Origin of the sequence: Devosia sp. ZB163 (assembly GCF_028613635.1) — a bacterium.
Taxonomy (GTDB): Bacteria; Pseudomonadota; Alphaproteobacteria; order Rhizobiales; family Devosiaceae; genus Devosia_A.
The window spans coordinates 461,226-482,107 of record NZ_JAQRMY010000001.1; the positions used below are offsets into that span (position 1 = coordinate 461,226).

The 20,882-nt window shown below is 66.1% G+C and carries 15 protein-coding genes; 12 read left to right on the top strand and 3 right to left on the bottom strand.

Translation table 11 applies throughout. The features are described 5' to 3' along the window. Positions 1 to 60: 60 nt before the first annotated feature. From rimP to PRN20_RS02315, 6 genes are all read left to right on the top strand, one after another. Positions 61 to 690 (top strand): ribosome maturation factor RimP, encoded by a 630-nt coding sequence (gene rimP / locus PRN20_RS02290; protein ID WP_273955431.1) that lies wholly within the window; start codon positions 61 to 63, stop codon positions 688 to 690. Then, the gene (nusA, locus tag PRN20_RS02295; RefSeq protein ID WP_273955432.1) at positions 691 to 2,286 is read left to right on the top strand and encodes a transcription termination factor NusA; all 1,596 of its coding nucleotides are present in this window, start codon (positions 691 to 693) and stop codon (positions 2,284 to 2,286) included. A 19-nt stretch (positions 2,287 to 2,305) separates the two neighbouring features. Continuing rightward, a complete protein-coding gene (locus PRN20_RS02300) occupies positions 2,306 to 2,923 on the top strand; it encodes an RNA-binding protein (RefSeq protein WP_273955433.1) in 618 nt (205 codons plus the stop codon). A 121-nt stretch (positions 2,924 to 3,044) separates the two neighbouring features. After that, positions 3,045 to 5,777 carry a translation initiation factor IF-2 gene (gene infB, locus PRN20_RS02305; RefSeq protein WP_273955434.1) on the top strand — a complete coding sequence of 911 codons (2,733 nt, stop codon included), beginning with the start codon at positions 3,045 to 3,047 and terminating at the stop codon, positions 5,775 to 5,777. 227 nt (positions 5,778 to 6,004) lie between these two features. Continuing rightward, on the top strand, positions 6,005 to 7,906 hold the full coding sequence (locus PRN20_RS02310) for an ABC transporter ATP-binding protein (RefSeq protein WP_273955435.1): 1,902 nt from the start codon (positions 6,005 to 6,007) through the stop codon (positions 7,904 to 7,906). A gap of 475 nt (positions 7,907 to 8,381) precedes the next feature. After that, the gene (locus PRN20_RS02315) at positions 8,382 to 9,026 is read left to right on the top strand and encodes a hypothetical protein (RefSeq protein ID WP_273955436.1); all 645 of its coding nucleotides are present in this window, start codon (positions 8,382 to 8,384) and stop codon (positions 9,024 to 9,026) included. A gap of 147 nt (positions 9,027 to 9,173) precedes the next feature. On the opposite strand, the gene PRN20_RS02320 is transcribed toward PRN20_RS02315, so the two are convergent. From PRN20_RS02320 to PRN20_RS02330, 3 genes are all read right to left on the bottom strand, one after another. Continuing rightward, complete coding sequence (locus PRN20_RS02320) at positions 9,174 to 11,417, bottom strand: excinuclease ABC subunit UvrA (RefSeq protein ID WP_273955437.1); 2,244 nt, start codon at positions 11,415 to 11,417, stop codon at positions 9,174 to 9,176. 197 nt (positions 11,418 to 11,614) lie between these two features. Beyond that, entirely contained in the window at positions 11,615 to 12,364 is a 750-nt protein-coding gene (locus PRN20_RS02325) for an ABC transporter permease (RefSeq protein ID WP_273955438.1), read from the bottom strand. A gap of 195 nt (positions 12,365 to 12,559) precedes the next feature. Then, positions 12,560 to 13,507 carry an ATP-binding cassette domain-containing protein gene (locus PRN20_RS02330; RefSeq protein ID WP_273955439.1) on the bottom strand — a complete coding sequence of 316 codons (948 nt, stop codon included), beginning with the start codon at positions 13,505 to 13,507 and terminating at the stop codon, positions 12,560 to 12,562. Between the two features lie 206 nt (positions 13,508 to 13,713). Here PRN20_RS02330 and PRN20_RS02335 point away from each other — a divergent pair, with 206 nt between their 5' ends. The 6 genes from PRN20_RS02335 (at position 13,714) to pnp (ending at position 20,800) form a co-directional block, all read left to right on the top strand. Further along, positions 13,714 to 14,586, top strand: coding sequence for a TetR/AcrR family transcriptional regulator (locus tag PRN20_RS02335; protein WP_273955440.1), 873 nt, complete (start codon positions 13,714 to 13,716; stop codon positions 14,584 to 14,586). Then, a complete protein-coding gene (gene rbfA, locus PRN20_RS02340) occupies positions 14,583 to 14,987 on the top strand; it encodes a 30S ribosome-binding factor RbfA (protein ID WP_273955441.1) in 405 nt (134 codons plus the stop codon). Before PRN20_RS02335 ends, rbfA begins: the two co-directional genes overlap by 4 nt. 133 nt (positions 14,988 to 15,120) lie before the next feature. Then, positions 15,121 to 16,041, top strand: a complete 921-nt coding sequence (truB, locus tag PRN20_RS02345; protein WP_443112520.1) for a tRNA pseudouridine(55) synthase TruB — start codon at positions 15,121 to 15,123, stop codon at positions 16,039 to 16,041. A 93-nt stretch (positions 16,042 to 16,134) separates the two neighbouring features. After that, positions 16,135 to 17,838, top strand: a complete 1,704-nt coding sequence (locus tag PRN20_RS02350) for a sensor histidine kinase (protein WP_273955443.1) — start codon at positions 16,135 to 16,137, stop codon at positions 17,836 to 17,838. A gap of 155 nt (positions 17,839 to 17,993) precedes the next feature. Beyond that, positions 17,994 to 18,263, top strand: a complete 270-nt coding sequence (rpsO, locus tag PRN20_RS02355) for a 30S ribosomal protein S15 (RefSeq protein WP_273955444.1) — start codon at positions 17,994 to 17,996, stop codon at positions 18,261 to 18,263. Between the two features lie 395 nt (positions 18,264 to 18,658). Continuing rightward, positions 18,659 to 20,800, top strand: a complete 2,142-nt coding sequence (pnp, locus tag PRN20_RS02360; RefSeq protein ID WP_273955445.1) for a polyribonucleotide nucleotidyltransferase — start codon at positions 18,659 to 18,661, stop codon at positions 20,798 to 20,800. The last annotated feature ends 82 nt before the right edge of the window (positions 20,801 to 20,882 follow it).

Genomic DNA, 20,882 nt, shown 5'->3' on the forward strand with positions numbered 1-20,882 from the left:
CCCCCGCTCTTTTTGTTTTCCGGGGCGGCATCTTAGCAGCCGCCAGTCAAGAAGGGCCGAATGAGCTTCGACCTCAACGAGAAACGATACGTCAAGGAGACCGGCCTCGAGGCGCGCATCGCCCGTATCGTCGAGCCGGTTGCCAATGATCTGGGCTACAGCCTCGTCCGCGTGAAGCTCACGCAGGAGAACGGGCTGACGCTGCAGATCATGGCCGAGGACCAGAACGGCCGTTTCAACATCACCGACTGCGAGCGGCTGAGCAAGGACCTCTCGCCGGTGCTGGACGTCGAAGACCCCATCGACCGCGAGTATCATCTCGAGGTGAGCTCGCCCGGCATCGACCGCCCGCTGGTCCGGGCCCGCGACTTCGCCAACTTCATCGGCCACGAGGCCAAGATCGAGCTCTCCGACCTGCTCGATGGCCGCAAGCGTTTCCGGGGGCTGATCAAGGCCGTGGACGGCGACACCGTCACCATCACGCTGCCCGACGCACCCAAGGACACCGACCCCGACAACAAGCTTCCGCTGGCCCTTCTGGCCGAAGCCAAGCTGGTGATGACCGACAAGCTCATGAACATGGCGCAGGTCGACCAGGAAGAATTCCCCATCGACGACGACGAGGACATCGAGACCGTCGAACTGGGTGAAACAGTAGAATCCGCCGACTCTGAAGAGGAGACACATTGAATGGCCGTTAGCGCGAACCGTCTGGAGCTGCTCCAGATCGCTGATGCCGTTGCTCGCGAGAAGTCGATCGACCGGATGATCGTGATCGAGTCCATGCAGGACGCGATCGAGAAGGCGGCCAAGACCCGCTACGGCGCCGAGACCAACGTGCGCGCCGAGATCAATCCGCGCAGCGGCGAGCTCCGCCTGTGGCGCCTGCTCGAGGTGGTTGAGACCGTCGAGGAGCCGTCGCGCCAGATCGAGCTCAAATACGCCAAGGCCAAGGCCCCCGACGCCAAGCTCGGCGACTACCTCACCGAGCCGCTGCCGCCGATCGAGTTCGGCCGCATCGCCGCCCAGTCGGCCAAGCAGGTGATCGTGCAGAAGGTGCGCGATGCCGAGCGCGACCGCATGTATGAAGAGTACATCAACCGCGTCGGCGAGATCGTCAACGGCACGGTCAAGCGCGTCGAGTATGGCAATGTCATCGTCGACCTCGGCCGTGGCGAGGCGATCATCCGCCGCGACGAACTGATCCCGCGCGAGGTCTACCGCTACGGCGACCGCGTCCGCGCCTATATCTACGACGTGCGCCGCGAGCAGCGCGGGCCGCAGATTTTCCTCTCCCGCACGCACCCGCAGTTCATGGCCAAGCTGTTCATGCAGGAAGTGCCGGAGATCTACGATGGCATCATCGCCATCCGCTCGATCGCCCGCGACCCGGGCAGCCGCGCCAAGATCGCCGTGACCTCGAACGACTCTTCGATCGATCCGGTCGGCGCGTGCGTCGGTATGCGCGGCAGCCGCGTGCAGGCCGTGGTCGCCGAACTCCAGGGCGAAAAGATCGACATCATTCCCTGGACCGAGAACATCGCTGACCTCGTCGTTTCGGCCCTGCAGCCGGCTGACGTCGCCAAGGTCGTGCTCGACGAGCAGGCCGAGCGCATCGAAGTCGTGGTGCCCGACGAGCAGCTCTCGCTCGCCATCGGCCGCCGTGGCCAGAACGTGCGCCTCGCCTCGCAGCTGATCGGCTGGGATATCGACATCCTCACCGAGCAGGAAGAGTCCGAGCGTCGCCACAAGGAATTCACCGAGCGGTCGGCTCTGTTCATGCAGGCCCTTGATGTTGACGAGATGGTTGCCCAACTATTGGCTTCCGAAGGTTTCTCGTCGGTCGAAGAGCTCGCCTATATCGATCTGAGCGAAATCGCCTCGATCCAGGGCTTCGACGAGGAAACGGCCGGAGAAATCCAGCAGCGCGCCGCCGACTACCTGGCCGCCATCGAGAAGGCCAACGACGACGAGCGCATCAAGCTCGGCGTCGAGGACGATCTTTACGAAATCCCGGGCCTGAACGCGGCGATGCTCGTCGCCTTGGGCAAGGAAGGTATCAAGAACGTCGAGGACTTCGCCGGTTGTGCCGCCGATGACCTCGTCGGCTGGACCGAACGCAAGGACGGCGAGACCAAGCGCTTCGACGGGACCTTCAAGGAGTTCCCGGTGAGCCGTGAGGAAGCCGAGGAGATGATCCTGCAGGCCCGCCTGAAGGCTGGCTGGATCACCGAGGCGGATCTCGCCGCGGACGAAGTGACTGAAGAGGAAGGGGCGCCCGCGTAATCGGGCGGTTCTGCCAAGGGTGCCGAGTAGAGAAGAAACAGAACGGATGTGCGCGCTCACCCGCGAGGTGAAGCCCGTCGCCGATCTCATCCGCTTCGCCGTCTCGCCTGACGACGAAGTGGTGCCCGATACGGACGCCAGGGCCGAAGGCCGAGGCGTCTGGATCACCCTCGGATACCGACAGGTTGCCGAGGCGCAGAAGAAGAAGGCCTTCGCCCGGAGCCTCAAGTCCGAGGTGAAGGTGCCCGAAGATCTCGCTGGGCTCACGCGCCGGCGGCTGGAGGAGCGGTACCTGTCCGCCCTCTCGCTGGCGCGAAAGGCCGGGCAGCTCGTCACCGGCGCGACCAAGGTGAAGGCCGCGATCGAGGGGGGCGAAATCAGTGCGCTCCTCACCGCGACCGACGCGGCCGAGGACGGCAGAAACAAGCTCCTGGGCTCGCTCAAGGGGTATACAAAAGCGGCGGAAGAGGCCGGTCTAAACCCGGCGGAAACCCCGCATTTCGAATTACTCGATTCCGGCCAAATGGGTTTGGCACTCGGGATCGAAAATGTGATACATGCTGCGCTCACAAAAGGGGGCGCGGCCCAGGCGGCAGTGAAACGAGCTGAAAGACTGGCTCGTTACATCGCCAACTAGATGGGTTATTCGAGCGGCGCGGCAACGCTACGTCGCCCCTGAGCCCCTGCAATCGGACTTGTTCGGAAAGAGCGGCCACGCACTTTCTAGGACGACGTTTCGTGAAGGAAGACGCGAGTACATGGCAGACAACGACGACAAGCGCGAAGATTCTGGTCAGGGCGGCAAGAAGACGCTGTCATTGAAGGGGGCTCCTCACATGGGGAACCGCCCGAACGTGGCACGCTCGTCGCGGACCGTGGTCGTCGAAAAGCGCACCCGGTTCGTGCCGGCCAACTCGCCACCGCACGTACCGCACGGCAATATCGGCGCCCCGCAATCGCGGCCGCAGCAGAGTTCGGCTCCGGCCGGTGGTGCAGCGCGTCCGCAGGGTGGACCCTCGCAGGGCAACCGCCCGCAGGGTGGTGCACCCGGTGGCCGTCCGTCCTATGACAATCGCTCGAACAGCTCGCGTCCGCCGATGCGTTCGGGCGGCCCTGCCCGTCCGACCGGCCTCAGCTCCACCGAATCCGACGCCCGGGCCCGCGCCCTGCGCGAAGCCGCCGGCCGCCAGGCCGAGGATGAAGCGCGCCATCGCGCCGAAGAGGCCCGCCGCAACGAGGAAGATGCGCGTCGTCGCGCCCTGCGCGAAGAAGCGCAGCGCGTCGAGGACGAGCGCCAGCGTGCCATCGAGGCCGAAAAGGCCGTGGCCGAAGTCGCGGAAGTCTCCAACGTCTCGCGTGAGCCGCGCGTGTCGCCGGCCGCACGTGCCGCCGAGCGCACCCCGGCCCGCCGGCCCGCCCCGACGCAGCCCGGTGCCAACATTCCGCCGGCCCCGCCGTCGGAGGCCGATGGCCGCAAGACCCGTACTGCACCCGCGGCCCGTCCGCTGGTCAGCGCCAACGAGCTCGAGAATGCCCGTCGTGGCGGTGCCGCCCGTGTGCCGGCGACGCCCGAGCGTCCGACCCGTCGTGCCGGTGAAGAGGCGTTTGCCCGCAGCCGCCTGACGCTGTCGAGCGCAACCACCGAATCCGATCGTGACCGCGGCCCCTCGCTCGCCGCGATGCGTCGCCGCCAGAACAAGAAGATGGGCCGCAACCAGCAGGCTGCACCCAAGCTCAGCCGTGAAGTGACCATTCCCGAGGCGATCACCGTCCAGGAACTGGCCAACCGCATGGCCGAACGCGCCGTCGACATCATCAAGATCCTGATGGCCCAGGGCCAGATGGTGAAGATCACCGACGTCATCGATGCCGATACCGCCGAACTCATCGCCACCGAGCTGGGCCATACGGTCAAGCGCGTGTCCGATGCCGACGTGGAAGAAGGCCTGTTCGACATCCAGTCGGACGACAAGGCCGAGGATCTGACCGATCGTGCGCCGGTCGTGACCATCATGGGTCACGTCGACCACGGCAAGACCTCGCTGCTCGATGCGATCCGCGAAGCCAACGTGGTCTCGGGTGAAGCCGGTGGCATCACCCAGCACATCGGTGCCTACCAGGTCGAAAAGAACGGCCAGAAGATCACCTTCCTCGATACCCCGGGCCACGAGGCGTTCACCGCCATGCGTGCCCGTGGCGCCCAGGCGACCGATATCGCGGTTCTGGTGGTGGCGGCCGACGACGGCGTCATGCCGCAGACGATCGAATCCATCAAGCACGCCAAGGCGGCCGGGGTTCCGATCATCGTGGCCATCAACAAGATGGACAAGCCGTCGGCCAATCCGCAGCGCGTTCGCACCGAGCTGCTGCAGCACGAGGTGTTCGTCGAATCGATGGGCGGCGACGTGCTCGACGTGGAAGTCTCGGCGGTCACCAAGGCCGGCCTCGACAAGCTGCTCGAAACCATCCTGCTGCAGGCCGAAGTGCTCGAGCTCAAGGTGGCCCGCGACGGGCGCGCCGAAGGCCTCGTCATCGAAGCCAAGCTCGATCGCGGCCGCGGTGCGGTGGCGACGGTGCTGGTGCAGCGCGGCACGCTCGCGATCGGCGACATCGTCGTCGCCGGCACCGAGTTTGCCCGCGTCCGTGCGCTGATCAACGACAAGGGCGAGCAGGTCAAGGAAGCCGGCCCGTCCATTCCGGTGGAAGTGCTGGGCTTTACCGGCGTGCCGAGTGCGGGCGACCGCTTCTCGGTGGTCGAGACCGAAGCCCGGGCCCGCGAAGTCACCGAGTATCGTCAGCGCGCCATCCGCGAGAAGACCGCGGGCGGTGGCGCCACCAGCCTCGAGCAGATGATGAATCAGCTCAAGGCCTCGGGCGTCGCCAAGTTCCCGCTGATCATCAAGGGCGACGTGCAGGGCTCGGTCGAAGCGATCAACGCTTCGCTCAACAAGCTCTCGACCGACGAAGTGTCGGCGCAGATCCTGATGAGCGGCGTCGGCGCCATCACCGAATCCGACGTGACGCTGGCTTCGGCTTCGAACGCCATCATCATCGGCTTCAACGTCCGCGCCAACAAGCAGGCCAACGACCTCGCCACCCGCGAGGGCATCGAGATCCGCTACTACAACATCATCTACGACCTCGTGGATGACGTGAAGGCGGCCATGTCGGGCCTCTTGAAGCCGGAACGGCGCGAGACCTTCATCGGCTACGCCGAGATCCTCGAGGTGTTCAACATCACCAAGGTCGGCAAGGTCGCGGGCTGCCGTGTCACCGAGGGCATCGTGGAGCGTGGCGCCGGCGTGCGTCTGCTGCGCGACAACGTCGTGATCCACGAAGGCAAACTCAAGACGCTCAAGCGCTTCAAGGACGAAGTCAAGGAAGTGCCGGCCGGCCAGGAATGCGGCATGGCCTTCGAGAACTACGAAGACATCCGCGCCGGCGACGTCATCGAATGCTTCCGCGTGGAGCAGGTGACCCGGACGCTGTAAGCGGTGGCCAGATCGAGCAAATCCAAGGAGGGGTACCAGCGGTACCCCTCCTTTTTGTTTGCGCTTTCGGCTCTGGGCATGGGACGGGTGGCTGCTGTCGTCGCCAGCCTCACCGCCGACCTCCTCTCCAGCCTGACGAGCCCTTACCTCGAGCCAGAGGTCCGCGTCCTGGCTTCTCGCCATCAGTGCAGGTTGAGAACCGGTTCCAGCTCCCCTAAGTATCTGTAATGCGTGGAGTCGGCGGCAGGGGTGGCGGGGGACGCGGGCTGAATGGCCCCGACATCCCTGATGCCCTGCCCTTCGACAAAGGCGAGCGGCTGAAGACCTTTCGCCATCTCGGGCGGCTGTTTGCGCAGATGTGGCGCACCAGCCCCTGGCTGATTTCGCTGTCGATCGCGCTTCGCCTTGTCGTTGCCATCCAGCCGCCGCTGGTGCTGCTGTTCACCAAGCTGATCATCGACGAGGTGGTGCACCAGACCGGCCTCGGCGTTCCCGGACCGGCTCTCGGCGACTGGCTCGAAAGCGGCCGGCTCAACTACCTGATGCTGCTGCTCGCCGGCGAGTTCGTGCTCGTCTTCGCCCGCGATGCCTTCAACCGCGCCATCAACGTCGTCGACAACATTCTCGGCGAGAGCCATTCCAATGCCGTGAGCCTCGAGCTCATGCAGCATGCGGCCAATCTCGACCTCAAGCATTTCGAACAGTCCGAGTACCAGGACAGTCTCGAGCGTGCCCGCCGCCAGGCCTCGAGCCGCTCGACCGTCATCTCGCAGCTCTTCGGGCAGGCGCAGGCGATGATCACCGCCATCGCGCTCGCCGCCGGCCTCTTCATCTATGCCCCGCTGCTGATCGGCCTCCTCGCGCTGGCGCTGATCCCGGCCGTATGGGGCGAGTTCAAGTTCAACCGCCTCGCCTACTGGATCTCGCACTCCCGTTCGCCCGAGCGGCGCCAGCTCGAATACCTGCGCCAGATCGGCGCCAGCGCCGAAAGCGCCAAGGAGATCAAGCTCTTCGGGCTGGGCGACTTTCTCTCCGGTCGCTTCAAGGTGCTGAGCGAGCAGATCCTCATCGAGAACAGGAACCTGTCGATCCGGCGTGCGCTGCAGACGGGACTGCTCGCCTCGATCTCGACCCTCACCTACTACGCCGCCTACGCCTACATCGTCTGGCGCACGCTCCATGGCGAGTTCTCGATCGGCACGCTGGTGTTCCTGTCGGGCAGCTTCAACCAGCTCAACGGGTACCTGCAGCAGATCCTCATCGGCTTCACCCAGATCGCCGGGCAGTCGCTCTATCTCGACGACCTCTTCGGCTTCTTCGAGATCAAGCCCGGTATCGTCGATCCCAAAAAGCCGCGGCCCTTCCCGACGCCGCTCCGGGAGGGCATCGTCTTCGACAATGTCGGCTTCCGCTATCCGGGCTCGGAAACCTGGGCCATCCGGAACCTGAGCTTCACTGTCGCCGCGGGCGATACGCTGGCGCTGGTCGGCGAGAACGGCGCCGGCAAGACCACCATCGTCAAGCTTCTCACCCGGCTCTACGACCCCGACGAGGGGCGGATCACCATCGACGGCATCGATATCCGCGAGTTCGCCCTCGCCGACCTCCGGACCCATGTCGGCGCCATCTTCCAGGATTTCCTGCGCTACAGCTTCTCGGCGTCGGACAATATCGGGGTGGGGCGGATCGAGGCCGCAGCCGATCGCGAGCGCATCGTCGCGGCCGCCACGCAGAGCCTTGCCGATGCGGTGATCAGGAAGCTCCCCGAGGGCTATGACCAGATGCTCGGTCGCACCTTCGCAAGAGGACACGACCTCTCGGGCGGCGAGTGGCAGAAGCTCGCCATCGCCCGCGCCTACATGCGCGATGCCGAGATCATCATCCTCGACGAGCCCACCGCCGCGCTCGATGCGCGCGCCGAGGCCGAGGTGTTCCAGCGCTTCAAGAATCTCGCCGAGGGGACGACCGCCGTGCTGATCTCGCACCGCTTCTCCACCGTGCGCATGGCCGACCGCATCGTCGTCCTCGCCGACGGCAAGGTGGAGGAAGAGGGCACCCACGACGAGCTCATGGCCAATGGCGGGCGCTATGCCGAGCTCTTCGAGCTGCAGGCGGCGGGGTACCGGTAGCGGGCCAGTTCCGAGGTCGCCGCCGCCATCCGCGGGTCCTTGCCCTGGCGGGAGCATCGGTCGGCTCCCCTCCCCCTTGAGGGGAGGGGTTGGGGGTGGGGGTCCGTCGGTGATCGCCGGACCACCCCCTCCCTCGGTCCCTCCCCTCAAGGGGGAGGGAGGCAGGCCGGCGCCGGGGATGGATCCCTACCTTCGCAGGGATGACAGCCGGTGGATGGAATGATCGGTGAGCATCGGCTCCCCTCCCCCTTGAGGGGAGGGGTTGGGGGGTGGGGGTCCATCGGTGATCACAGGACCACCCCCTCCCTCGATCCCTCCCCTCAAGGGGGAGGGAGGCGGGCCGCCGCACGGTAGGAGCTCGTGGTGGCATTGGTGGTGATGTTCACCGGGGGAGTACGGTATCGGCACCGGGAGGCGGCCCCTCGACTCCTCAGCCACGCGCGCATAGGTTCCGCGCGCTTTCGTGGAGGATCGAATGCGCGCCCTGTTGCTTGCCCTGGCCCTCGTGGCCGCTACGCCTGCCCTCGCCCAGGAACCAGCGGTCGGCCGTGATGGCGTGAACCTTACCTTCACCGCGCTCGGGCACCGGTTCGTGCTGCCCACGCCCGACTGGCTCACGCCGACCGAACGGCTGCAGCCCGATATTCTGCCGCTGGTGGAATCCACCACCTATGCCGATGCGGCACAGGCCTTCGTCGAGTTCTTCCCCAAGGGCCAGAGCGTAAAGGACTGGCGCACCACCTATGCCGCCCGCCTGACGCTCAATCCCGGCCGCAGCCTCGACGACTACCGGCGCGCCACCATGTACGGCTACTCCCAGATCTGCCGCGAGGATGCGATCGGCTTCTTCAACTTCGGCGAGGAGACGGCCGAGCAGTTCCCGGCGCTCGGCATGGTCTGCGGCGCCTACAAGGAGACCGGCGCGCTGAAGGGGCTGGGCGAGGTGATGGTCGCGGTGTTCAGGAAGACCGACGAGGGCGTCGCCATGGTCTACCAGGAATGGAAGGGGCCGGCGTTCGATCCGTCGGAGCCCAAGACCTGGCCAGTGGATGCCGAGGCGTTCCAGGCGCGGGCGAAGGAATTGCAGGAGGTGGTGAGGCTGGAGGCGGTTGGGGGCTGACTGAAGCAGACGGCCCCTCCCATCCTCCCCCATGAAGGGGGAGGTGCCCTGCCGGTGTGTCTGGCATCATCAAGCCACAGCCTCGACTCTTCACCTCCCCCTTCATGGGGGAGGATGGGAGGGGGCCGTCTCTCTCATCGATCCATTTTACCCCCGCGCCGCCAGCGCTGCGCCCGTGAGGCTCCCCTTCGCGCCCTTCAACCCCGCCGGTGTCCCCTCGAACACCACGTTGCCGCCTTCGTGCCCGGCCCCCGGACCGAGGTCGATGACCCAGTCCGCGCGGCTGATCACGTCGAGATTGTGCTCGATGACGATCACCGTCGAGCCGGCGTCGACCAGCCGGTCGAAGAGGCCGATCAGCGTGTCCACGTCGTTCATGTGGAGCCCGGTGGTGGGTTCGTCCAGCACGTAGATATTGCCGGACTTGCCGAGTTCCGCGGCGAGCTTCAGGCGCTGGCGTTCGCCGCCCGAGAGGGTCGAGAGCGGTTGGCCGAGGGTGAGGTAGCCGAGGCCGACGTCGTCGAGGCCCCGGATGATCTTGGCGATCGCCGGCTCGGTGAAGTAATCGAGCGCCTCGGTGACGCTCATCTCGTAGACGTCGCTGATCGCCTTGCCGCGCAGCTTGTGCTGCAGCACTTCCTCGGTGAAGCGCTTGCCCTCGCAGCTCTCGCAGACGCTGGCGACCGGGTCCATGTGGGCGAGGTCGGTGTAGGTGACGCCGAGGCCCTTGCAGTCGGGGCAGGCGCCCTTCGAGTTGGCCGAGAACAAAGCCGCGTCGACGCCGTTGGCCTTGGCGAAGGCCTTGCGGACGGTGTCGAGGATGCCGGTATAGGTCGCGGTGTTGGAGCGCGACGAGCCGCGGTTGAGGTTCTGGTCGATGATCACCGTGTCCGGGTAGGCCGCCGGGAGCGAGCCCTGGATCAGCGAGCTCTTGCCGGCGCCGGCGACGCCGGTCACCACGGTGAGGACGCCCTTGGGGATGGTGACCGACACGTCGCGGAGGTTGTTAGTCCTGGCGTTGGCGATCTTCAGCGCGCCGTCGGCCTTGCGCCCCTCGGTCTTGATCGGCTGGTGCTTCTTCATGTGGTTGCCGGTGAGCGTGCCGGACTTCAGCAGCCCGTCGAAATCGCCCTCGTAGACGATCTCGCCGCCTTTGCTGCCGGCGAACGGGCCCATGTCGACCACGTGGTCGGCGATGGCGATCATGTCGGGCTTGTGCTCGACGATCAGCACGGTGTTGCCCTTGTCGCGCAGCTGCTGCATCAGCCCGGCGAGCGGGCCGACATCGTGCGGGTGGAGCCCGACGCTCGGCTCGTCGAACACATAGGTGATGTCGGTCAGCGACGAGCCGAGGTGGCGCACCATCTTCACCCGCTGGCTTTCGCCGCCGGAGAGGGTGGAGCTTTCGCGGTCGAGGCTGAGATAGCCGAGCCCGATGGTGACGAGGTTCTCGAGCCGCGCCGCCAGCGCCTCGATCATCGGCTTGATCGAGGGGGCGTCGATCGAACGAACGAAGGGTGCGAGGTCGGAGACCTGCATGGCCGAGCATTCGGCGATCGACTTGCCGTTGACCTTGCTGCTCAGCGCCGCGGCGTTGAGCCGGGCGCCCTTGCAGGCGGGGCAGGTCGCGCGGGTGAAGATCTTGTCGTACTCGACGCGGACATGCGGCTGCAGGTTTTCGGGGTCCTTCGAGCCGAGCCCCTTCTTCAGCTTGGCGACCACGCCCTCGTAGGTGAGGCCGATCTTGCCGACCTTGATCTTGCGGCCGTCGTCGAGGTTGAGGAGGTTCTCGCGCTCCTCGGCGGTGAACTTGCCGACCGGCTTGTCCATGTCGAACAGGCCGGAATTGGCGTAGATTTCCCACCACCAGCTGTCGACGGCGAAATCCTTGGGCAGCAGGGCACCCTGGTTGAGGGACTTGCTCTCATCGAGCACCGCGCTCATGTCCATCGCCGCGACCTGGCCGATGCCTTCGCAGTCGGGGCACATGCCACGCGGGTCATTGTAGGAATAGAGCCCCGGTGCGCCCAGCCTAGGCTCCGCGGCGCGCGAAAAGATCACCCGCAGCATCTGCGCCGCGTCAGTGACGGTGGCGACGGTGGAGCGCGAATTGCCGCCCAGCCGCTGCTGGTCGACGATGATGGCGGCCGAAATGTTCTCGAGCTCGTCGGCATCGGGCTGGCCGTAATGCGGCATGAACTGCTGGACGAACGCGGGGTAGGTCTCGTTGATCAGCCGCTGGCTTTCCGCTGCGATGGTGCCGAACACCAGCGAGGATTTGCCGGAACCGGAGACGCCGGTGAACACGGTGATCTTCCGCTTCGGGATATCGAGCGACACGTTCTTGAGATTGTTCTCCCGCGCGCCGCGGATCCTGATCGAGCCGTACATGCAGATCCTCTTTGGTAATTTACCGAATGGTTGAATAAGGCGAGTGGGGGTCCCCGTCAAGCCGGTGCCTGGTGCACCCCCACCCCTCAGTCCCTCCCCACAAGGGGGAGGGAGGCGCACTTTGCACCGCCGGTTCAGTCGTCTCCCTCCCCCTTGTGGGGAGGGATCAAGGGTGGGGGTGGCCACACGCGCCGACCCTAGAGGCTCGCCTTGCGGATCGCTTTCGCGCCGATGCTGAGGCCGACGACGGCGGTGCCGGCGGCGATCAGGACGCCCCACAGCACCGTGGTGGTGAACAGCTCGCCGGCGAACAGCGCCCGCTCGGCTTCGACGAGATAGGTCAGCGGGTTGAAGCGGCTGGCGATGTAAAGCCAGCCCGGCCCGTTCTCGATCGGCAGCAGCACCCCGCCCAGCAGCATCAGCGGCAGCGCCACCGACTGGCTCACCATGTAGAACAGCGAGGTGTTGTGCCGCGCCGCGATGGCGAGCGCATAGGAGAGCGCCGCGACCCCGGCGCCGAACAGGGCGAGCAGCGCCAGCCCGAACAGCATCTGGATCGGATGGAGCTGCAGCCCGAACGGCCAGGCGAGGAGGATCAGCGCCAGCGCCTGCAGCGCGAGGGGGAACATCTCCTTCAGCGAGCGGCCGAAGATCAGCGCCGGCCGGCTCATCGGAGTGGCGAGGAAACGCTCCAGTACGCCGCTCATCAGCTCCTCGGTGAGGCTCCAGCCGACCATCGCGGTGCCGAACAGCGTCAGCATCACGATCATCCCCGGCACGAACCACTGCAGCGCATCGGCGGTGGAGCCGCCGACATCGAGCAGCGGCACGAAGAAGGCGAGGTAGAGGATCGGCTGCACGAGGCCGAACGCCATCCAGGACGGGTCGGCAAGGGTCGGCTTCATCTCGCGGGTGAACGAGGTCGCGACGTCACGGAAGAAGGTCATCGATGAAACTCCAAGTCTCTCGGGTCGCTTCTCCCCTCAGGGGAGAAGGTGGCGCGTAGCGCCGGATGAGGGGTGAAGGCGGCTCAGCTAGCGTAGATGGTGAGGCTGCACCCCTCACCCTGACCCTCTCCCCTGAGGGGAGAGGGGACTGCTCGGCTGGTGCGCGCCGCCCCCGTATCGGTGCAAACGGGCCCTTCATGTCGCCGTCTCCCGGAGCGAGCGGCCGGTCAGCCCCAGGAACACGTCGTCGAGCGTCGGGCGACGGATGTTGGCGGCGAGAACGCGTGCGCCGCGCTGGTCCAGCGCCCGGATGAACTCGGGCAGTACCGCTTCGCCGCCCTTCACCGTCACCCCGACCCGGGCGCCGTCGCGGACGACTTCGCGGGCTTCGGGGAGGTTGGCGGCGATCTCGGCGGCGACAATCGCGTTGTCGGCATCGATGGTGATGCGGTCGCCGGCGAGGTTGGCCTTGAGCCGCTCCGGCGTGTCGTTGGCGATGACCTGGCCGTTGTCCATGATCATCACCCGCTCGGCCATCTGATCGGCCTCGTCGAGATAGTGGGTGGTGAGGAAGATGGTCATGCCCGTGGACTTCCTCAGTTTGACGATGTGCTCCCAGAGATTGGCGCGGCTATGGGGGTCGAGCCCGGTCGAGGGTTCGTCGAGAAACAGCACGCTCGGGCTGTGCATCAGTCCGAGTGCGATATCGACGCGCCGCTTCTGCCCACCGGACAGGCTCATGCCGGTGCGTCTTTCGAGCCCGGTGAGTTCGAGCATGCCGATCAGTTCGTCGGCGCGGCGGGCCGCGGCGGCCCCGGTCATGCGCTGCGCCGCGCCCTGCGTCAGCAGTTCATCGCGCAGCTTGTTGTAGCCGCCGGCCCCGGCGCCCTGGCCGACATAGCCGATGCGGCGGCGCACCGCGTCGGCCTCGCGCAGCACGTCGTGGCCGGCAACGCTCGCCGCGCCCTCGGTCGGCGGCAGGAGTGTTGTCAGCATGCGGACGCTGGTGGATTTGCCGGCGCCGTTGGGGCCGAGGAAAGCGACGAGCTCGCCCTCCGCCACGTCGAGATCGAGGCCGCGCACGGCCTCGACGACGCCCTCCTTGGTCTTGAAGCTGCGCTTCAGTCCCCGCGCATGAATCATCGCTCCACTCCTCAGTTCGCTTCATTGGACAAACCTAGCCAGCCCTGCTGACATGACGTGTCAGCAGGCTGGATTTCGACACGCCGCTCGCCGGATACCCGAAGGGATATCTCGACTTTCGCGGGCAGTGCGTATAACGTTGTGCAGTGTACGAAGTTTGGATAGACCTAATCCTGTACACTGTAAAGAGTATTTTTGGAGGCCGGATGGCCGAGGAAATTGCCGGACGGGGCGATCCCGTACGGACGCTGGAACTGATGTGGGGCAAGGCCCCGGCGCCCCGGCGCGGGCCCAAGTCGCGGGTCAGCGTCGCCGATCTGGTGGCGGCCGCCGTCACCATCGCCGATGCCGACGGGATCGACGCGGTCTCGACCCGGCGGGTCGCCGAGGCGGTGGGTATCTCGCCGATGAGCTTTTACACACACATCCCCGACAAGGCCGTGTTGCTCGACCTGATGCTCGATGCGGTGGCGTCGCCGCCCGGCGAGGATACGCCGGCCAATCCGGCCTTCGATCCGGCCGAGTGGCGGGCCAATGTCACGTTCGTCGCGCGTGCCTTCCGCGCCTTCTACCTGCGCCATCCCTGGGTGCTGCAGGTGGGGACGCATCGTCCGGTGCTCGGGCCCAACACCATGCGCGCCTATGACGTCTTCCTCAGCGCCTTCGACGGCATCGGCCTGAGCGAAGTCGAGATGGACCTCTCGGTCACCATGGTCGCCAACTACGTGCATGGCGCGGTGCGCGACGTGGCGCGCGCCCATATGGTCAAGGAACAGACCGGCAAGAGCGACGACGAGTGGTGGTACACCATCGCGCCGTTCCTCGAGACCATCGACTTCTCGCCCTATCCGGTGGCAAACCGGGTCGGGCCGGTGGTCGGCGAACTCTACGGGCTGGGCGACCCCGACCTCGCCTTCGATTTCGGACTGGAGCGGCTGCTCGACGGGCTCGAGCGGCTGATCGAGGGCAAGGCTTCGTCCGCGGTCGTCATTCCGCCGAAGCTGACGCCGGCGGATCGAGAAGGTCTGGTCATCCCACCGTTGACGCCGCCGCGTGGAGCGCCTAACTCGGGCAGATGAAACGCGACACCCACAAGCCCACCGGTCCCAGTCAGCGCATGCTGCGCGTCGGCGAACTGGTGCGCCATGCCCTGGCGCAGGTCTTCGCGCGTGGCGAGATCGAAGATCCGCTGCTCGAAGGCAAGGTCATCACCGTGCCCGAAGTCCGCATGACGCCGGACCTGAAGCTCGCCAACGCCTACATCATGCCGCTGGGTGGCGAGGGGGCCGAGGAAGTCGTCGAGGCGCTCAACCGGCACCACCGCTTCATCCGCGGCCGTATCGCCCCCGATCTTGATCTGAAGTTCGCTCCCGACCTGCGCTTCTTCGTCGACAACACCTTCGAGGAGTTCGGCAAGATCGACGCCCTGCTGCGCTCCGACCGCGTGCAGCGCGACATCAGGGACGACGACGAAGACTAGCGCTTCCGCGAGGAACGCACCGACGCTCGTAGTCGCCTTCCTTCACCGGATGGGAGGGGTCAAGGATGGGGTGAAACCCCATGCCCGGCGCGAGTTGCACCCCCACCATCAATCCCTCCCCCGAAGGGGCGGGATGCGACAGGTTCGATATCCAGTGTCCCAGGCCAAATCCCCCAAGCGCGACGTCTCCGGCTGGCTCATCTTCGACAAGCCCTACGACATGACCTCGACCCAGGCGGTCGGCAAGATCCGCTGGCTGTTCGGCGCCAAGAAAGCCGGCCATGCCGGCACGCTCGACCCGCTGGCCACCGGCATCCTCCCCATCGCGCTCGGCGAAGCCACCAAGACGGTCCCCGCCGTGCAGGATGGCAAGAAAGTCTACCGCTTCGCCATCAAGTGGGGCGAGCAGACCACGACCGACGACATCGAGGGTGAAGTCAGCAACAGCTCGACCGCCCGGCCTTCCGAAGCCGATATCCGGGCTGCGCTGCCCCGCTTCACCGGCGAGATCATGCAGGTTCCGCCCGCCTTCTCGGCGATCAAGATCGACGGCGAGCGCGCCTATGACCTTGCCCGCGCCGGCGAAACCGTGGAACTCGCCCCCCGCCCGGTCTTCATCGAGACGCTGGAGCTCATCGCGCATCGCGGCGAAACGAGCGAGCTCGAGATGTCGTGCGAGAAGGGTACCTATGTGCGTGCGCTCGCCCGCGATCTCGCCCGGCACCTCGGCACGTTCGGCCATGTGGTCGAGCTGCGGCGCACCGCCGTTGGTCCCTTCACGACGGTTCGCGCCGTCGACCTCGCCACGCTGGAAGCCGCCGCCGATCGTGACGGCCTGCTCCTGCCCATCAGCGAAGGCCTGACTCTGCTGCCCGAAATTCGCCTAACGCCGGATCAGGTCAGCGTCGTCCGTCATGGCAACCCGGTTCTGCTCACCGGCCGCGCGGCGCCCATCGCGCTCGAGGAGTGCTGGGCCAGCTCGGGCGGCGTCGCCGTTGCGCTCGGCCGCGTCGAGATGGGACAGTTCAAGCCCCAGCGCGTCATCAACGGCTAATTTTTCTTCAACCTGTTGCAACTCACAGGCTAACCTGGCGTTTAAGGGCTGAAGTTTTCCTAGGGGCCGGGCGTATGTCTGCCGGAGTAGTTGATGGCTGACGGGTCCGGTTCGGCTGAAACCGGCGCTAGCAAGCGTACGCGCGTCGCGCGTCCGATCGCCGTCTATCTGTTTGTCCTCGCGCTCGTCGCGCTGGTTCCGGCCTTCATCTTCTCGGCCGTGCTGCTGCAGCGAAACAACGAGGCGCAGGAGCGGGTGGTCGAGACCCTGATCACCGGCAATGCCCGCGCCATCGTCCAGGCCGTCGACCGTGAGATCAACGCCAACGTCACGACGCTGCGCGTTCTCGCGACGACCCCGCCGCTCGAGCCTGCCGACTATCCCGCCTTCCACGCGCGGGTCAGCCAGGCCCTCGCCGATACCGGTTCGTACGTCTACCTGATCCACCCCGACTTCACCTCCGATCTCTCGACCCGCGTGCCGATATCGGAGCAGAAGGTCACCCCGATCGGCGACGTCGAGACGGCAAAGAAGGCCTTCGAGACGCATGAGGTCGTCGTTTCCGATGCCGTGTTCGGCCGTGTCTCCCAGCAATGGGTGGTCAACATCCTCCTGCCCATCTTCCCGCCCGGGAATGAGCCCCTGATCCTGGGGTTCAGCCGTTCCGCCAGCCAGCTCTCGATGCCGCTGCTCGCAAGCCGCATGCCCGAGGGCTGGCACGTCGCGCTCGTCGACCGCAAGGGCGTGATGATCGCCACCACGGGCGACGGCGGCGCCACCGGCGACGCCTTCAACCTGCTGCCGCTGGACCAGCTCGGCTCGGCTGCCGGCTGGCGCAACGTCCGCGACGGCAACACCGACTACCTCGTCGTCACCCAGCAGTCGCTGCTCACCGGCTGGACGCTCGTCGCCTGGGCCGACCGCAACGTGGTGGCCCAGCCGCTGGCCGATGCTTTCTGGTCGCTGCTCGCCGGCGGCGTGCTGCTCGCGGCGCTGGTCGTGCTCGTCGTCTATGGCGTGAGCCTGCAGATCGGGCGCTCGGTCCACGGGCTCGAGGCCGATGCCAAGCGGCTGGGCGCCGGCCAGCCCGTGGAGGCCCGGCACTTCCCCATCGAGGAGATCGAGACCGTCTCCGCTGCGCTCGGCGATGCGTCGCGGCGGCGGCAGGCCGCCGAAACCGAGGTGCGGTTCTTGATGCGCGAGCTGGCGCATCGATCGAAGAACCAGATGACGGTCATCGCCGCCATGGCCAAGCAGACGGCCCGCGGCGCCGATACCGTGCCCGAGTTCGTCCAGAGCTTCGAGCGGCGCATCTTCGGGCTCGCCCGCTCCACCGACCTGCTGCTCGCCCACGGCGTCGCCGGCGTCGACCTCAAGGAGTTGATGGTCAGCCAGATCGACCCGTTCTGCCCGGTCGATGGCAAGCAGGTGGTCGTCGAGGGCCCGGCGCTGCGGCTCAACGCCCAGGCGGCGCAGATCCTGGGCATGGCGGCCCATGAGCTGGCGACCAACGCGGCGAAATACGGCGCCTTCGCCCGCGAGGGCGGACGGCTCTCGGTTACATGGAAGCGTGAGGGCGAGGCTGTCGCCTTCACCTGGCATGAGACGGGCAGCACGCCCGGCGTCATTCAGCCCCGGCGCGGCTTCGGCACCACGGTGCTCGAGAACATGGTCGGCCGCTCGCTCAACGGCGAAGTGAACCGCGAAGTGCACGAACGCGGCATCACCTGGCGCTTCACCATCCCGCTCGCTTCGCTCGATCCATCGGACACGCTCAACGGCCGGGCCGAGGCCTAAGAGCGGGACCCGGCGGACAATTAGCTGGCATTTCCTGCCCCTTTCCCCTATAGAGCGCGCCAAGTTCCGGCTTGCCGGCACTTCTCATGGCTCCACCTGGACGACATCCCGGGTGGCAGCGTCCCGATGATCCTCTATTTGAAAGGACCTAGCCGATGTCGATTACCGCAGAGCGGAAGACTGCGCTCATCAAGGACTTTGCGACCAAGAAGGACGACACGGGCTCGCCCGAAGTCCAGGTCGCGATCCTCTCCGAACGCATCGCCAATCTCACCGAGCACTTCAAGAGCCACAACAAGGACAACCACTCCCGTCGTGGCCTGCTGAAGATGGTTTCGACGCGCCGTCGCCTTCTCGACTACGTCAAGAAGAACGACGAGACGCGCTACAAGGCGCTGATCGAGCGCCTCGGCCTCCGCCGCTAAGGCAGGGTCGATCGAACTTGGTCGCGAGGCACGCCTCGCGATCCTTTGCCCCGGCCGGATGCCGGGTGTTGCGTAGGCTGACGAACTACGCGGAGCATGGCGAGATCATCGGCCGCTCACGGTGCCAGTGGGCACCTCCCTCCCAGGAAAATGAGCGGCTCATCGTCTTGTCCATGTTCCGCCCCGGCCGCGGGAGCGTGATCAGGAAAAGTCATGAGACTTTTCCGGTTCGAGAGCGCGACCACAGAATATGCCGGGAGTCAGCGCCGAACCGTGCCGATTTTGGGCTGCGGTCGCACATGGGGTGCGGCGCGCGGCTGGCACACCGGATGAGTTCGCGGGGTGGCTACGCCTCCGCGTTCCCGCTCATTCCGGCAGAATGGAAAGACAACGATATGCCCATCAACTTCGACTACCACAAAGTTGAGCTGAACTGGGGCGGCCAGCCCCTCACCCTCGAGACCGGCAAGATCGCCCGCCAGGCAGACGGCGCCGTGCTCGCCACCCTCGGCGAGACCGTGCTGCTCGCGACCGTCGTTTCGGCCAAGTCGCCCAAGCCCGGTCAGGACTTCTTCCCCCTGACGGTCAACTATCAGGAAAAGTACTTCGCCGCCGGCAAGATCCCGGGCGGCTACTTCAAGCGCGAAGGTCGTCCGACCGAGAACGAGACCCTGGTCTCGCGCCTGATCGACCGTCCGATCCGCCCGCTGTTCCCCGAAGGCTACAAGAACGAGACCCAGGTGGTCGTCACCGTTCTGCAGCACGACATGGAAAACAACCCGGACGTGCTCGCCATGGTGGCCGCCTCCGCGGCACTGACCATCTCGGGCGTGCCGTTCATGGGCCCGATCGGCGCTGCCCGCGTCGGCTACATCGACGGTGAGTACGTCCTCAACCTCGACGTCAACCGTCGCTCTGAATCCAAGCTCGACCTCGTCATGGCCGGCACCCAGGACGCCGTCCTGATGGTGGAATCGGAAGCCCAGGAGCTCTCCGAGGAGATCATGCTCGGCGCCGTGATGTTCGGTCACGAAGCCTCGCGCAAGGTCATCGACGCGATCATCAAGCTGGCTGAACTCGCCGCCAAGGAACCGCGCGACTTCACGCCGCCGGACTACTCGGCGCTCGAAGCCGAAGTGCTGAAGGTTGCCGAGGCCGATCTCCGCGCTGCCTACAAGATCACCGACAAGGCCCAGCGCTACGCTGCGGTCGATGCCGCCAACGCCAAGGTCAAGGAGCACTTCGCCGCCCAGATCGAAGCCGGCACGGTGTCGAAGGAAGACCTGGCCGAAGTCGTCCATAACCTCCAGGCCAAGATCGTCCGCTGGAACATCCTCGACACCAAGTCGCGTATCGATGGCCGTGACCTGACCACGGTCCGTCCGATCGTGGCGGAAGTCGGTATCCTGCCGCGCACCCACGGCTCGGCCCTGTTCACCCGCGGTGAGACCCAGGCCCTCGTCGTTGCCACGCTCGGCACCGGCGACGACGAGCAGTTCGTCGACAGCCTCGAAGGCACCAACAAGGTGAACTTCATGCTGCACTACAACTTCCCGCCCTACTCGGTCGGTGAAGCTGGCCGCATGGGCTCGCCCGGCCGTCGCGAAATCGGTCACGGCAAGCTCGCCTGGCGCGCCATCAACCCGGTGCGCCCGAAGGCGGAAGACTTCCCCTACACCATCCGTGTCGTCTCCGAGATCACCGAGTCGAACGGCTCGTCCTCGATGGCGACCGTCTGCGGCACCTCGCTGGCGCTGATGGATGCGGGCGTTCCGCTGAAGAAGCCGGTGGCCGGTATCGCCATGGGCCTGATCCTCGAAGGCGACCGCTTCGCCGTGCTGTCCGATATCCTGGGTGACGAAGATCACCTCGGCGACATGGACTTCAAGGTTGCGGGCACTGCCGACGGCATCACCTCGCTGCAGATGGACATCAAGATCGCCGGCATCACCGAGGAGATCATGAAGGTCGCCCTCGGACAGGCCAAGGGCGGTCGCGAGCACATCCTGGGCGAGATGGCCAAGGCGCTCGACACCTCGCGTGCCACGGTGGGCGAGTTCGCTCCGCGCATCGAGACCATCACCATCCCGACCGACAAGATCCGCGAAGTGATCGGCACCGGCGGCAAGGTGATCCGCGAGATCGTCGAGAAGACCGGCGCCAAGATCGACATCAACGACGACGGCACCGTGAAGGTCTCGTCCTCGGACGGCAAGGCGATCGACGCTGCCATCAAGTGGATCAAGGGCATCACCGACGAAGCCGAAGTGGGCCAGATCTACCAGGGCACCGTGGTCAAGACCGCCGATTTCGGCGCGTTCGTGAACTTCTTCGGCGCCAAGGACGGCCTCGTCCACATCTCCCAGCTTGCCGACCAGCGCGTGGGCAAGACCACCGACGTCGTCAAGGAAGGCGACAAGGTGTGGGTGAAGCTGCTCGGCTTCGACGAGCGCGGCAAGGTCCGCCTCTCCATGAAGGTCGTCGACCAGGCGACCGGCAAGGAAAAGGCCGCCGAGGACGCGCCCGCCGCCGAGTAATCGGCAGCACCAGACAGTTGGAAAGGGCCCGGATCGATCGATCCGGGCCCTTTTGCTTAGGCGCTCGCCGATCCCGTCCGCC